Below are 14396 nucleotides of genomic sequence, written 5' to 3'. Positions count from 1 at the left end.
GCGCTTCTGCCAAAGCGCTTTGCTCGAGGAGAGGCGGATGGACCAGAGGCTGCCCGGCTTCACGCTGAATGGCGAAACCGCCACCATTGCCGCCGCGCCCGGGTCGCGCCTCAGCCAGGTCCTGCGTGAAGCCTTCGGGCTGACGGGCACCAAGGTCGGCTGCGATGCCGGCGACTGCGGGGCCTGTACCGTCCTGCTCGACGGCGAGGCGGCCTGTTCCTGCCTCGTCGCCGCAGCGCAAGTCGAGGGACATACCGTCGACACCATCGAGGGCTTGACCCGCAACAACGCGCTCACCCAGGCCCTGCAGGCGTCCTTCCTGCGTTATGGCGCGGCCCAATGCGGCATCTGCACGCCGGCCATGCTCACGGCCGCGACGGCGCTGCTGCAGAGCGGAACCGAGGTAACGGAAGGCCGCATTGCCGATGCCCTCGGCGGGGTTCTTTGCCGCTGCACCGGCTATCGCAAGATCATCGCTGCGGTGCTCGCCGTGGCGGAAGGCTCCGCGACCCTCCAGCCAACCAGTCCTGCAAACCCGGTGGGCTCGCGTATCGATCGTCTCGACGGCATGGCCAAGGTGGAAGGGCGCGACATTTTCGGGGCGGACGAGGCACCGAACGATGTCCTGGCGCTGCGCGCCATCCGCAGCCCCCATCATCGCGCCGCCTTCGAGATCGGCGACATCGAGGCTTTCCTCGCCGCACATCCCGGGATCGTCAGGGTCTTCACGGCTCGCGACGTGCCTGGCCGCAACTGCTACGGCGTCATCCCGGCCTTTGCCGACCAGCCCGTCTTCGCCAGTGGCGAAACCCGTTTTCGTGGCGAGGCCGTGGCTGCCGTGGTCGGCGAGCCGGCCGCCGTCGAGGCCCTCGACCTTTCGGCCTTTCCGATCAGCTGGACCGCACTCACCGCCATCACGGCCATGGACGAGGCCCTCGCTTCGGCTGAGCTCCTCCATCCTGCCCGCCCCGAGAATATCCTCACGCGGGGACGCGTCGCACGCGGTGATGTCGAGGCCGCCCTGGCCGCCGCCGATGCCGTGGTCGAGGGAGAGTTCGAGACGGGTTTCGTCGAGCATGCCTATATCGAGCCGGAGGCAGGCTTTGCCCGCCGTGTCGGAGACCGCATCGAGATCCAGGCCTGCACCCAGGCGCCCTATATGGACCGCGACGATGTCGCCGGTCTCCTCGGTATCCCGCCCGAAAATGTTCGCATCATCCCGACAGCCGTCGGCGGCGGCTTCGGCTCCAAGCTCGATTTGTCGATCCAGCCCTTTATCGCCGTCGCCGCCTGGCATCTCGACCGCCCGGTCCGCATGGTCTATTCGCGCTCCGAATCGATCGCCACCACCACCAAGCGGCATCCGGCCAGGATGAGGGTGCGGATCGGCGCGTCCAGGGACGGCAAGCTCGCCGCCATGGATTTTTCCGGCGACTTCAACACCGGCGCCTATTCCTCCTGGGGCCCGACCGTGGCGAACCGGGTGCCGGTGCATGCTTCAGGCCCCTACTACATCCCGCATTACCGCGCCGTTGCCCGCGCCGTGCATACCCATCTGGTGCCGGCAGGCGCCTTCCGCGGCTTCGGCGTGCCGCAATCCTCGATCGCCCAGGAACAGCTCTACGACGCGCTCGCCGACAGGCTCGGCATCGACCGGCTGGAATTCCGCATCCGCAACGCCCTCACCGACGAGCTGCCGACCGTAACGGGCCAGGTGCTCGGCGAGGGTGTCGGCATCAAGGCATGCCTCGAGGCCCTGCGCGATCCCTGGCGGCGCGCACGCGAGGTGGCCGCCGCCTTCAACAGCGATCGGCGCGATTCCCTGCGCCGCGGCGTCGGCGTTGCCGGCATGTGGTATGGCTGCGGCAACACCTCCCTGCCCAATCCCTCCACCATCCGGCTCGGGCTCAAGCCCGATGGGCGCCTGGCGCTGCACCAGGGCGCCGTCGATATCGGCCAGGGTTCCAATACGGTGATCACCCAGATCTGCGCTGAAGCGCTCGGCGCCCCGGTGGAGGCCTTCGACCTCGTCTCCGCCGACACCGACCTCTCGCCCGATTGCGGCAAGACCTCGGCTTCCCGCCAGACCTTCGTCACCGGCAAGGCGGCGGAGCTCGCCGGGCGGGACCTGCGCGCCCAGATCCTGCGCCAGACCAACGCCGGCGAGACGGCCACGATCCGCTTCGGCGATGCGGTGCTGACGGTGGAAGACGGCGAGAGGGTACGCACGCTCAGGCTGGCGGACCTACCGGCCACCGACCTCGGCTATGTCCTGTCGACCGAACAGACCTTCGATCCGCCTACCAGCCCCCTCGACGCGAACGGCCAGGGAGAACCCTACGCCCTCTACGGCTTCGGCGCCCATATGGCCGAGATCGAGGTCGATTGCGAGCTCGGTACGGTCCGGGTCCTGAAGATCACGGCCTCGCATGATGTCGGCCGCGCCATCAATCCCACGCTGGTGGAGGGCCAGATCGAAGGCGGCGTCGCCCAGGGCCTCGGCCTTGCCCTGATGGAGGAATTCCACCCCGGCCGTGGCGAGAACCTGCACGACTATCTCATTCCCACCATCGGCGACGTGCCGCCGGTGGAGACGATCCTGATCGAGGATGCCTCGCCCGTCGGCCCGTTCGGCGCCAAGGGCGTCGGCGAGCAAGCCCTCATTCCCACCGCCCCGGCCATCCTCAACGCGCTGCACGACGCGGCCGGGATCAGGCTTCGCCGGGTGCCGGCGACACCGGACCGGGTCCGGGCCGCGATTTTGGAGCGCAACCTTTCTGCGACCGCCGGCTTTCAGCCGGCCATTTCTAAGGAAGGAAGTGCCGGCTGAAAGCCGGCGGTCCTGGGAATCACCGCTTGAACAGACGCGCATCCGCCGGCGTGGGATCGCTCGGCAGCTGGGCGGCGCGGTGGCAGGCCTTGGCTTCCTCGATGAGCTGGTCGAGCAGGGCGGTGAACAGCACCGGCTTGGCCGCGGCCTCCCAGAGGAAATAGCCGAAGGAACCCGGGCAGGGATTGACTTCGTTGAGCCAGACCTCGCCCGTCCGCTCATTGGACAGGAAGTCGATCCGCGGCGCGCCGGTGCCGTTTACGGCGTCGAAGGCCTCGGTTGCCCATTGCCGGATCGTGTTCTCCAGGGCCGCCGGCAATTCGGGATTGATGTCGCGCGTCAGCGACAGCATGCCCTGGCTCGAAGCCCCCGGCTGCTTGCCGCCGCCGGTCTTCTTGGAGCCGCCGGACATGTATTTGGTCTTGAAATCGAGCAGGTCTGTCTCGCGCTTGGGGCGCTCGATGGCCGAGGTGACGATCTCGCCCTTCTCGCGGCGCACGGCGACGTTGTATTCGACCAGATTCTCGACGAAAGGCTCGATGATCGCGTGGGTGTCGAACTTGAAGATGCCGGGCAGCACCTGGCGCACGGTGTCGACGTCCTCGGCCCTGGCGACACCGATCGAAGACCCCAGATGCGCCGGCTTGACGATCACCGGGAAGGTAATGTTCCTGAGCGAGGCTTCCAGGCCTGCCTTGTCAGGCACCAGGCCGGTCGCGGGGCGCGAGACCACTACGTCCGGCAGCATGCCGATACCGCGCCCGGCAAAGGCCCGCTTGGTGATGGCCTTGTCCATCAGGACGGCCGAAGCCAGGGTGCGCGCGCCGGTATAGGGCACGTTGGCGGTCTCGAACACGCCCTGCATCTGGCCGTCCTCGCCGATATTGCCATGGAAGGCGAGCAGGGCGACGTCGAACTCGATCGGCTCGGGTTTCTTGGCGAAAAGCCCCGTCTTGCCACGAGGGATCAGGAGCCCCTTGCCGGCCGACAGGTCGAGATCGACCCGTGTGAGCCCGCGCCGGGCCTCCTCATCCGGAATATAGCTGGCGCGGTTGCGCAGGGCATCGCCTGTGAACCAGGCGCCGTCTCCCGCGACATAGACGGGAAAACCGTCATATTTCGAGCTGTCGAGCGCATTGAGCGCCTGCAGGCCTGAAACGATGGAGACATCATGCTCCGGCGAGCGCCCACCGAATAGTACCGCGACGCGCGTTTTCGACATCGTTTTTCCTTGGAAATTGAACCGAATCGTTGGCTCGAAAATAAAGTGCCGGGAGCCGGCAGGCAAATTGCGATCTCGTCGCCGTTCCATGGAAATTCCGTGGCCAGGCCGGCGGTAGCAGGATCTTGGATGCGCGGACTTGCCACGAGGCGCGCCATGAAGCACTTTGCGCGGCGATGGAGGCCCGCCACGATCGAGATCCGGTCGTGACATTCATGGAATGACGCGCTTTGCTCTACGGCTCGGCAGGCGCTTCAGCGGAGGAACGATGTCGAATACCCTGTCCCAGATTCCATTGTTCCAGGCGTTGGACGAAGCCACGATCAAGGCCTTCGACGGCCGGGTGCGTTGGGCCAAGTTCGAGGAGAACGAGCTGGTCGTCGACTATGACGACAATTCCAACGACGTCTATTTCCTGATCTCCGGCAAGGTGCGCGTGCTCTATCGCACCATCACCGGCAAGGAAGTGATCCTGGCCGAGCTTGGCGGCGGCCAGTTCTTCGGGGAATTGTCGGCCATCGACGGCGTCGGCCGCTCGGCCAACGTCACCGCGCTCAACCGCTCGCAGATGTGCATCATCTCCGGCCCGGTCTTCATGGAGCTGCTCACCCAGAACGCCTCGGTATGCAAGCAGATCCTGCAACTGCTCGCCAGCCGGGTGCGCGCGCTCAACACCAAGCTGGCCGAGCACTCCTTCCTGCAAACCAAGCACCGGCTCTACGCCGAGCTCATCCGCCTCTCCCAACCTCGCGCGAGCCATCCCGGGCAGCGCGTGCTCTCGCCGCCGCCCTTCCACCACGACCTCGCCGCCCGCATCGGCTGCCGCCGCGAGGCGGTGTCACGCGAGCTTTCGGCGCTCGAAAAGGAAGGCCTGGTCAGCAAGACCCGCGGGGCCCTCGCTTTGGTCAATCCGGAAGAGCTGAACAAACGGATTTCGGCAGCGCTGGCGGACTGACCGGGGGCCGGATCGTCAGATCCGCCTAATCCTTGGCAGCCGGCGTGGTGTTTCCCGCCGGGTCTGAAGACCCATCCCCCATATGATGCCATCTCGGCTTGAAGCCGTTGCGGAGCGCCGCGACGCTTGCCGCCGGGGTCAGCAAACGTGCCGGCCGGTCCTGCCACTGCGCCTCCTCCCAGCCGGTAGGAGACCAACGCAGCACCCTGCCCTCGCGGCGTGTGAAGGCCTCCTCGCCATCGGCCCAGACGGCGCCGTCGGGAAGGTTCGCGGTGTCTTCCATCCGATGTTCGCCGAGCCGCTCGGCGTGCAGGATCTCGTCCATGCGATCGGCGCTTGCCCCGGGCTCTGGAAAGGCGGCCTGGTAGGCCAGCGCATCGGGCCGGCGGCATTCGAAACAGGGGCGATGGCCGGCCGCCAGCGCCGTGACTTCGTCCAGGAAGAACAGATGCGTGTAGCCGGGGCCCATGACCTCCCGCCAGCGCCCCTTGAAAGAAAGCTCGCAGCAGATCCAGCGCCTGGACGTCCAACGCCGGCGCGTCAGCCGCTTGGTCTCGTCATGGATGCGGCCGCCGCGAATGCCCATCATCGTGCCGCGCGCCGCCATGGCGACGATGTCGCCGAAGGGCGTGACACGATTCTGGAGCGGGCGGCTCAAGGCTTTACCCTCCCGTCGGCGTCGAAGGTCGCGAGATAGGCGATGATGTCGTCCACCGTCGCCGCCTCGCGAACGCCGGCAAAGGTCATCTTGGTGCCGGGAACGGCAGCGGAAGGACGGGTGAGGAAGAGGCGCAGGGAGGCCTCGTCCCAGATCTTGCCCGAGGCCTTCATCGCTTGCGAATAGGCATAATCCGGCGCGGTGGCGGCCGGACGTCCGACAATGCCGTTGAGTTGGGGGCCCACCACGTTCTTGGCGCCTTCGCCGACCCGGTGGCAAGCCGCGCAACGGGCAAAACCGGCCTTTCCCTTGACGGCATCGCCGGCGAAGGCAGGCGCAGCCAGGAGAAGAAAGGCGAGAAGCCCTGGGATCGCCGGCTTCCAGCCGGCTCTTGGAAACATCGAGCCTGCAGGACGGGAAGAGCCGGCTGGAAGCCGGCGGTCCCGGGAAAGATCCTTCATTTCGCCAGCGCCTGCTCGCGGATCCGGGTGATCGTGGTCATCGGCGTGATCGCTTCCGGATCCATACGGCAATGCAGGATGGCCGGCTTGCCTGAGGCGGCCGCCCGCTCGAAAGCCGACCCGAATTCGGCCGCCGTCGTCACCGTCTCGCCATGGCCGCCAAACGCGACGGCATAGGCGGCGAAATCCGGGTTCTTGAGCTTCGTCGCCGAAATGCGCCCGGGGAATTCGCGTTCCTGATGCATGCGGATGGTGCCGTACATGCCGTTGTCGACGACGACCACGATGATCGGCAGATCATACTGCACGGCGGTGGCGAGTTCCTGGCCGTTCATCATGAAGCAGCCGTCGCCGGCAAAACAGACCACGGTCTTTGAACGGTCGAGGGCCTTGGCGGCCACAGCCGCCGGCACACCATAGCCCATCGAGCCCGAGGTGGGTGCGAGTTGTGTACCGTAACGCCGGAAGCGCAGATAACGCTGGACCCAGATTGCGTAGTTGCCGGCACCGTTGCAGATGACCGCATCCTCGGGCAGGCGCTCGCGCAGCCAGAGCAGGGCCTCGCCATATTGGAACGTTCCGGGGATGGGCTTGGGCTCGTCGGTCCAGTCGTGGAAATCCCGGTTTGCCTGGCGCGTCTCGGCCGACCAGGGCAGGCTGCCGGGCGGCTGCAGTTCCTCCAGCACCGAGGCGAAGGCCTGCGCCGTTGCGTGAATGGCGAGGGTGGGCTGGTAGACCCGGCCCAATTCCTCCGCACCGGCATGGATGTGCACGAGCCTCTGGCGCGGCGTCGGGATGTCCACCAGCGAATAGGAAGAGGACGGCATTTCGGAGAGGCGTCCGCCCGCCAGGATCAGGAGGTCGGCCTCCTTGACGCGCTGAGCCAGCTTGGGATTGGGCCCGATGCCGACATCGCCGGCATAATTGGGATGGTCGGCCGGAAACAGCATCTGACGGCGGAAGGAAGTGCCCACGGGCAGGTCGAAACGCTCCGCGAAGCGGACGAGGCTCGCCACGGCCCCCTGGGACCAGCCGGAGCCGCCGACGATCAGCAAGGGCTTCTTCGCTTCGCCGAGCAGAGCCTCCAACTGGGCCATCTCCGCGCGGCCCGGCCAGGTCTGCGCCGGCTCGACGAAGGCCGCATCGGCAACCGTGGCGGTTTCGACCAGCATGTCTTCCGGCAGGGCGATCACCACCGGCCCAGGACGCCCCTGCATTGCAACCCGGAAGGCACGCGTCACCAGTTCGGGAATGCGCTCGGCCTTGTCGATCTCCACAACCCATTTGGCCATGGAGCCGAAGAAGGCCTTGTAATCGATCTCCTGGAAGGCCTCGCGCTCGCGCATGCCGGTTTCGATCTGGCCGATGAACAGAATCATCGGCGTGGAATCCTGCATGGCGATATGGACGCCATGGGAGGCATTGGTGGCGCCAGGCCCGCGCGTGACCATGCAGATGCCGGGCCGCCCGGTGAGTTTGCCGGCCGCTTCCGCCATCATGGCCGCCCCGCCCTCCTGACGGCAAACAGTGACGTTGATCGGGGCATCATGGAGGGCATCGAGCACGGCGAGATAAGATTCTCCCGGCACGCAGAAGACATGTTCGACGCCCTGCGCCACCAGCGCATCGACGATCAGGCGGCCGCCATTGCGGGATTGGGACTTGGAGCTGGGCTCTGCTGTGGACACCGGCATGGACATTGTCACTCTGGGCATTGGCACTCTTGGATGGATCGCCCTGTCATACGCCGGGTGACGGTGGAGTGTCGACCTCCAGGTCGACATTCTCGGGACGACCTCTCTGACGCCGAGCCCCATGCCGACCACGCTCCATCGATCGACGACGCCGAGAGGCCGGCATTCCGTTTCCTCCGCGACCTCTTGCCGCGCGGGCCGCGGGACATTACATGCAGCTCATGTTGTCGCCAGAACCCCTCAAGCTGCTCGCTTTCGATGGAGAGGACCTGGAGGTCATCTCCACCCATCTCCAGGACGCCGCCGTCGCGCCGGCCGAAATCGCCTGGCTGCCGCACGAGAAACGCTTCGCTTTGGTGATGGACCGCTATGACTGGTGCGGCGACCAGAGCGGCGAACGCACGAGACGGCGCTCGGGCCTGCATTTCGAACGGGTTCTCGGGGTCAAGCGTTCGCATTTCGAGCAGAACGCCAGCCAGAAGGCCGTGCTGCTTTCCGTCTCCTTCGAAGTCGTGGACGAGCCAGCTGGACTGGTGACGCTCTATTTCGAGGGCGGCGGCGCCATCCGCCTCGAAGTGGAATGCCTGGAGGCCGCGATGTCCGATCTCGGTCCGGCCTGGCCCTGCGGCTCCCCGCCACCCGCGCGGGTGTAGCGCCTCGTCCGTAACCGGAACACGCCGCGGGATCGCGCCCTCGACGCATTTCTCTTGAAGCCGGCCCCCGTTTCTTGTCATTAGCGGCCCGCTGACTTCGTTCTTCCCGCCGCACAAGGAAATGCCATGCCGGTTCGGCTCAACAGCGCCCAGGCCGATTTCGCCGACGCCTTCGCTACCCTGCTCGCCACCAAGCGCGAGATCTCCGAGGATGTCGACGCCTCCGTCAAGGCCATCATCGAGGATGTGGTCGCGCGCGGCGATGCGGCGGTGATCGACTACACCGCCCGCTTCGACCGCCTGACGCTCAGCCCCGAAACCATGCGGGTCACCGAGGAGGAGATCGAAGCGGCGCAGGCCCGATGTGATGCCGGCGCGCTCCAGGCCCTGGCACTGGCGGCCAGCCGCATCCGCGCCTATCATGAGCGCCAGAAGCCGACCGATACGCTGTTCAGGGATGCCCTCGGGGTGGAGCTTGGCTGGCGCTGGACGGCAATCGAGGCCGTCGGCCTTTACGTTCCCGGCGGGACGGCCGCCTATCCCTCCTCAGTCCTGATGAACGCCATTCCGGCCAAGGTCGCCGGCTGCCCTCGTCTGGTGATGGTGGTGCCGAGTCCGGGCGGCCTCCTCAACCCTCTGGTGCTGGCGGCAGCCAGGCTCGCCGAAGTCGACGAGGTCTATCGTATAGGCGGCGCGCAGGCCATCGCCGCCCTGGCCTATGGCACGCCGACCATCGCGCCGGTCGCCAAGATCACCGGACCGGGCAACGCCTATGTGGCCGCGGCCAAGCGCCGCGTCTTCGGCCATGTCGGCATCGACATGATCGCCGGTCCCTCCGAAGTGTTGGTGATCGCCGACGACAGCGCCAATCCGGCCTGGATCGCCGCCGACCTGCTGGCCCAGGCCGAGCACGACACGGCCTCCCAATCGATCCTGCTTACCGACAGCCCCGCCCTGGCGCAGGCGGTGGAGCGCGAAGTGGAAGCCCAGCTCGCTACCCTGCCCCGCGCCGGGATCGCGGGAACGAGCTGGCGCGACTATGGCGCCCTGATCACCCTGTCCTCGCTGGACGAGGCCCCGCCGCTGGCCGACCGCCTCGCTGCCGAGCATCTGGAGATCATCACCCGAGACGCCGAAGCCCTTGCGGACCGCATCCGCAACGCCGGCGCCATTTTCCTGGGGCCGCACACGCCGGAAGCGATCGGCGATTATGTCGGCGGCTCCAATCACGTGCTGCCGACGGCCCGCTCGGCCAGGTTCTCCTCGGGTCTGGGCGTGCTCGATTTCATGAAGCGCACGTCCATCCTCAAATGCGGGCCGGAGCAGCTTGCGGCTCTCGGCCCGGCTGCGGTCGCGCTCGGCGAGGCGGAGGGCCTTGCCGCTCATGCCCGCTCGGTCTCGATCCGCAGCAATCGCCTCTAGGACGTGTCGTTTCAGCGCGCTTTGCTCTATGAGAGCCCATGCACCATGCTATGAGATGCCATGGACAATGAGGAATTCAGCCCCACCTGCCGGTTGATCGCCGTTCATCTCGATGAGCGCAGCATCGGGCGCGGCAGCCAGGATCAAGAACATGAGCGGCGGGTCGCCGCCTATGACCTCATCGAGGAGAATGTGTTCTCGCCGGTCGGCTATGATTCCGGCCCTTACGGACTGCATATCTCCCTGCAGGATGGCCGCCTCGTCCTGGACATTCGCGACGCCGACAGCCAGCCGGTGGTGGTGCATATCCTTTCGCTCACGCCGCTCAGGCGCGTGGTACGCGACTATTTCACCATCTGTGACAGCTATTACGCGGCCATTCGCAGCGCCACGCCCTCCCAGATCGAGACGATCGACATGGCCAGGCGCGGCCTGCACAATGAGGGCTCTGAAATCCTGCGCGAAAGGCTGGCCGGCAAGATCGCCCTCGACCTTTCCACCGCCAGGCGGCTGTTCACCCTTGTTTCCGCACTCTACTGGAAAGGCTGAGGCGTGAAGGAGGGCCGCCGTCCACAGTCGGTCCTGTTCGCCTGCGCGCACAATGTCGTCCGCTCGCCCATGGCGGAGGCGATCGCGCGCTATTATTTCGGACGGTCCATCTTTTTCGGTTCGGCGGGCGTGCGCCCGGGGGAGCCCGATCCCTTCGTCGCCGCCGCGCTGGACGAGATCGGCATCTCCCTCGGCAAGCACCGCCCTCAGAGCTTCGAGGATCTGGAAGAACTGGAAGGGCTGAACTTCGACCTGATCATCACCCTCGCTCCGCAGGCCCACCACAAGGCGCTCGACCTCACGCGCACCCTGGCCGCCGACGTCGAATATTGGCCGACGCCGGACCCAAGCATCGTCAGCGGCAACCGCGAGCAGAAGCTCGACGCCTATCGCGCCTTGCGTGACAGCCTGATCGACAGGATCACCGAGAGACTGGGCTGAGACCGCTGCTGCCGCGCCGCCTTCGGACTGTATCCGCCGGAACAGGCCGAAGGCGGCGAACATCTTTCTCTCCGGGCCGTGTATCCTGTATAAGCCGCGTTGCGATTTTTCAGCTCCGCCTCTATCGTGCGCGGCAATGAACCGGAGGATTTGATGCGCGTTCTGCGTTCCCTTGCCCTTGCCGCCCTGTCGGCCGTGACCCTGACGAGTTGTTCGATGTTCGGCTCGGTGCCGCCGAACAACGTGCCGCCGACTCTGCCCAAGCCCATGGACAGCAAGGCCTCCCGTCCCTTCCCGATGAACCGCACCTTTGCGGCGATTTCTTACAAGGATCAGCAGTTCAAGGACGACCGGCCCACGATCCTGGTCTCAGACAGCTATCGCGGCACCGGCTTCTCGGCCTGCAACAACTGGTCCGCCACCATCATTCCACGCGCCGACCAGCGCATGGCCATCGGGCCGGTGGCCATCAGCAAGCGCAAATGCGCCGACCGCCTGATGCACAACGAGCAGGTCTTCCTGTTCGTGATGCGCACCTCCACCGACTGGTCCTATGACGGCTACACGCTGACCCTGCGCGGCCCCTATGGCGAGATGAAGTTCCAGCCGGCGGCGTAAGAACAGGCTTGGGGTAGAATTGAAAAGGCCGGTCCGCGAGAGACCGGCCTTTTTTGCATCGTCGCCGTTTTCGCGGGTCAAGTTGTTCCAAATGCCGCCAGTGGCTGCTCCTCGATGCGCGATTGACCATTTTCCCTGACGACATCCAACCGCCGATCGTGGTGTGCCGCCAGGGACGAGCGATGACCAATGGAAACGATCGTGGTTTCAGGCAGCGCCTCTCTGATAAGGTTGTAAACGCTTGCTTCGCTTTTCTCGTCCATCGCCGAGGTTGCCTCGTCCAGGAGAAGCCAGGTGGGCTTACGCAGGATTGCCCGCGCGATTGCCACCCGTTGCTGTTCGCCGCCGGACAATATGCCCGCCCAATTCTGCTCCACATCCAGCATGTCGGTGAGATGCGAGAGCCCTACTTTTTTCAACACCTCCGCAAGTTCCTGTTTGCTGAAGGAGTCCGCATTCAGCGGATAGGCCATCACCCTGGCCAGTGTACCCAATGGAAAGTAGGGACGCTGCGGGAGCAACATAATGGCACCCTCGTCAGGCTCTGAGATCTTGCCCTTGCCGTAGGGCCAAATGCCGGCGAGCACTCGGAACAGAGTGGTCTTGCCGGATCCCGACGCACCTGTCACCAGAGTGCGTTCGTCCTTACGGATATCGAATCCGACCTTCTCCAGCAGCGTTTCGCCGGACGGAAGCAAAATGTCGACCGCGCTGCCGGACAAGGCGTTGGCATCAACGGAACGCTCGATTTTGACCCCCTGATTGCGTGCCGCGTCAGCCTCCTCAATAGCATGATCGAAAGTCGTGAGGCGGTCGACGACGGCTTTGAAGACAGCGAGCGAGGCGTAGGAGGTAATGAAGAACGAGACCCCGCTCTGAACATTACCAAAAGCATCGGAGGTCTGCGATAGAACACCGAATGTCATGTTTTGGGTGGCAAAATAAGCCGGTGCCAGCAGAAGATATGGCAGCACGACATTGGCCTGGGCATAGGCCAGGGTCACGCAAGTCAGTTTGATCCGACGGTAGAGGACGCTGAGGCCGGTCCCAAATATGGCGCCGAACCGTTCCTTGAGGCCCCTCTGTTCCACCTCCTCGCCGTGGAGCAATGCAATCTGCTCGCTGTTCTCGCGCACGCGCACGAGGTTGTAGCGAAAATCGGCCTCGACTTTTTGGAACCGGAACTGCAGAGCGATAAGTGGGCGACCCACCAAATGCGTGAGATAGGTAACGCCAATTGCATAGATCAACACCACCCAGACAAGATAGCCGGGTATGGAACTGAGATCAAAGCTCCCAATACTATAGGGGAAGTTTGCCGATATTTGCCAAAGTATCTGCACGAAAGCGTACAGACTAAGAGACGTCATGAATATATTTACATAGAAATCGAATACCTGATCGATGAAATCCCTGACGTCTTCGGAAATACGCTGATCGGGGTTGTCGGTGGATTTCCTGTCGAGTGCCAATCGATAGGAAACCTTATCCGAAAGCCATTGTGCGACGTACCGTTCTGAAAGCCACTGGCGCCAATAGAGCTTTAATACGCCCGTAAAATACATCTCCAGCATACCGCGGATAACCCACACCGTCGCAAGCATGGAGAAAACGGCCAACTGGGTCCAGAATACGGGCCCGTCCTTCTGCTGGAGCGCGGTAAAGAACAGATTTTGCCAGTAGTTGAACCGTACCAACAGATAGACTTGGACGACATTGAGAACGATGATGATCGCGAACAGGCCGAGACCCAGGGTACGCAGGCTCATCGGCCAGGAACCGAGATAGCCCATGCTCAGGCGTGTCGGAGTCCTGGCCTCGAAAAATGGGTTGGCCATGTCGATGATCCGACGGACCACCGGGACGTAGCAGATCACCAGATGCACGATCACCAGGATTGCTGCGATAATGGGCGACGAAGCCCGCGGCAGAAACGACTGCAGGGCCTCCGGTACCAAGCCGGCTTCATCGGCCCAGACGAGGCCGGCAAGCACGATGAAAGAAAAAGCGAACAGCCCGATCAAAAAGCGTACCACCAATGGTACGCGGCTGGTCGATACAGGCACGCCGTCCGCGATCAATAATACCCCTGTGACGACCAACGATAGGATGGGCAGGTAGAAGGGCACCCCTCCCAATACGCTGCCGGTCGCAAAAGCGAGGGTAGCGAGACCGGAGAGGCCCGCAAGAAGTCTGATCATGAAGACGGCCTTTCAGAAATACGCCATCGGCCAGGCGAGGAATCCATTGCCTTCGACCATGCGGAATTAAGGTTAATACAACCCTGTCGTCCGCCCCCGAGCGAACGGATATTGAGCATCCTTTGCCGGCCATCACAAATGATCAAATGGTAAGGTGGTTCAGCACTTCGTGAAGCGCTATCCTCGGCACGCGCTGCTGCGGCCAATAAAAAAGACGCGCCGGGGCGCGCCTCTGAATGGGATTGGGTGAGAGGACTTCCGGTCATGCGACCCGGAGAGGCTCTCCATTCTTGTTATCGTCGATTGCCTTCACGCGAACCGGTAACCCCTCCGCCTGAAGATGCTTGTCGGGTCACACAGCCTTGAGGTTGCCGGCTGCAGCCTTGCCCGTCTTGCGATCCGTCAGGATCTCGTAACCGATCTTCTGGCCTTCACGCAGTTCGGGCAGACCGGCGCGCTCGACGGCGGTGATGTGCACGAACACGTCGCGGCCACCGTCATCAGGCTGAATGAAGCCGTAACCCTTCTGGGTGTTGAACCATTTTACGGTTCCCGTGCTCATAGATAGTCCTTTACTTCGTTCCAAAGCATGGACGTCCCACGGAAATCCGTGCTCCGCCCGGGTTTTGCGAAATTTGGGGAGGTGTCCTGAACGTGCGCCCTGCTCGAGCATGGACGCACCGGCCCAGTCG

General features: G+C 64.3%; 13 protein-coding genes. 7 read left to right on the top strand and 6 right to left on the bottom strand.

The genetic code is table 11. The features are described from left to right. Positions 1–37 precede the first annotated feature (37 nt). Positions 38–2830, top strand: a complete 2793-nt coding sequence (locus J8I29_RS01255; protein ID WP_209430340.1) for a molybdopterin cofactor-binding domain-containing protein — start codon at positions 38–40, stop codon at positions 2828–2830. Positions 2831–2849: 19 nt separating this feature from the next. On the opposite strand, the gene J8I29_RS01250 is transcribed toward J8I29_RS01255, so the two are convergent. Then, positions 2850–4052, bottom strand: a complete 1203-nt coding sequence (locus tag J8I29_RS01250; protein ID WP_209430339.1) for a hypothetical protein — start codon at positions 4050–4052, stop codon at positions 2850–2852. Positions 4053–4320: 268 nt separating this feature from the next. Between J8I29_RS01250 and J8I29_RS01245 the strand changes: the two genes are divergently transcribed. Further along, positions 4321–5007 carry a Crp/Fnr family transcriptional regulator gene (locus tag J8I29_RS01245; RefSeq protein ID WP_105861376.1) on the top strand — a complete coding sequence of 229 codons (687 nt, stop codon included), beginning with the start codon at positions 4321–4323 and terminating at the stop codon, positions 5005–5007. A 25-nt stretch (positions 5008–5032) separates the two neighbouring features. On the opposite strand, the gene J8I29_RS01240 is transcribed toward J8I29_RS01245, so the two are convergent. Genes J8I29_RS01240 through J8I29_RS01230 form a run of 3 tightly spaced genes read right to left on the bottom strand, consistent with a single transcriptional unit; the run spans position 5033 to position 7820 of the window. Then, a complete protein-coding gene (locus tag J8I29_RS01240; RefSeq protein ID WP_245196531.1) occupies positions 5033–5665 on the bottom strand; it encodes a hypothetical protein in 633 nt (210 codons plus the stop codon). Then, the gene (locus J8I29_RS01235) at positions 5662–6066 is read right to left on the bottom strand and encodes a cytochrome c family protein (protein WP_105861375.1); all 405 of its coding nucleotides are present in this window, start codon (positions 6064–6066) and stop codon (positions 5662–5664) included. The genes J8I29_RS01240 and J8I29_RS01235 overlap by 4 nt, the downstream gene beginning before the upstream one ends. 56 nt (positions 6067–6122) lie before the next feature. Then, a complete protein-coding gene (locus J8I29_RS01230) occupies positions 6123–7820 on the bottom strand; it encodes a thiamine pyrophosphate-binding protein (protein ID WP_209430338.1) in 1698 nt (565 codons plus the stop codon). 212 nt (positions 7821–8032) lie between these two features. Between J8I29_RS01230 and J8I29_RS01225 the strand changes: the two genes are divergently transcribed. The 5 genes from J8I29_RS01225 (at position 8033) to J8I29_RS01205 (ending at position 11503) form a co-directional block, all read left to right on the top strand. Then, entirely contained in the window at positions 8033–8473 is a 441-nt protein-coding gene (locus J8I29_RS01225) for a DUF2948 family protein (protein ID WP_245196529.1), read from the top strand. 126 nt (positions 8474–8599) lie between these two features. After that, complete coding sequence (gene hisD / locus J8I29_RS01220) at positions 8600–9895, top strand: histidinol dehydrogenase (RefSeq protein ID WP_209430337.1); 1296 nt, start codon at positions 8600–8602, stop codon at positions 9893–9895. A gap of 60 nt (positions 9896–9955) precedes the next feature. Then, entirely contained in the window at positions 9956–10444 is a 489-nt protein-coding gene (locus J8I29_RS01215; protein ID WP_181161063.1) for a UPF0262 family protein, read from the top strand. A gap of 3 nt (positions 10445–10447) precedes the next feature. Beyond that, positions 10448–10885: a low molecular weight phosphatase family protein gene (locus tag J8I29_RS01210; protein WP_348535967.1), complete on the top strand. Its 438-nt coding sequence runs from the start codon at positions 10448–10450 to the stop codon at positions 10883–10885. A gap of 153 nt (positions 10886–11038) precedes the next feature. Next, positions 11039–11503, top strand: a complete 465-nt coding sequence (locus tag J8I29_RS01205) for an META domain-containing protein (RefSeq protein ID WP_105861373.1) — start codon at positions 11039–11041, stop codon at positions 11501–11503. 77 nt (positions 11504–11580) lie between these two features. Here J8I29_RS01205 and J8I29_RS01200 read toward each other — a convergent pair whose 3' ends face one another. Beyond that, on the bottom strand, positions 11581–13704 hold the full coding sequence (locus tag J8I29_RS01200; RefSeq protein WP_209430336.1) for an ABC transporter ATP-binding protein/permease: 2124 nt from the start codon (positions 13702–13704) through the stop codon (positions 11581–11583). A gap of 352 nt (positions 13705–14056) precedes the next feature. Beyond that, positions 14057–14266 carry a cold-shock protein gene (locus tag J8I29_RS01195; RefSeq protein ID WP_068286760.1) on the bottom strand — a complete coding sequence of 70 codons (210 nt, stop codon included), beginning with the start codon at positions 14264–14266 and terminating at the stop codon, positions 14057–14059. Between the last annotated feature and the right edge of the window lie 130 nt (positions 14267–14396).

The sequence above is a fragment of the Labrys sp. LIt4 genome (assembly GCF_017813775.1).
Classification (GTDB): Bacteria; Pseudomonadota; Alphaproteobacteria; order Rhizobiales; family Labraceae; genus Labrys; species Labrys okinawensis_A.
The sequence above is the reverse complement of the archived record's forward strand: the minus strand, read 5'-3'. Positions and strand labels throughout refer to the sequence as shown.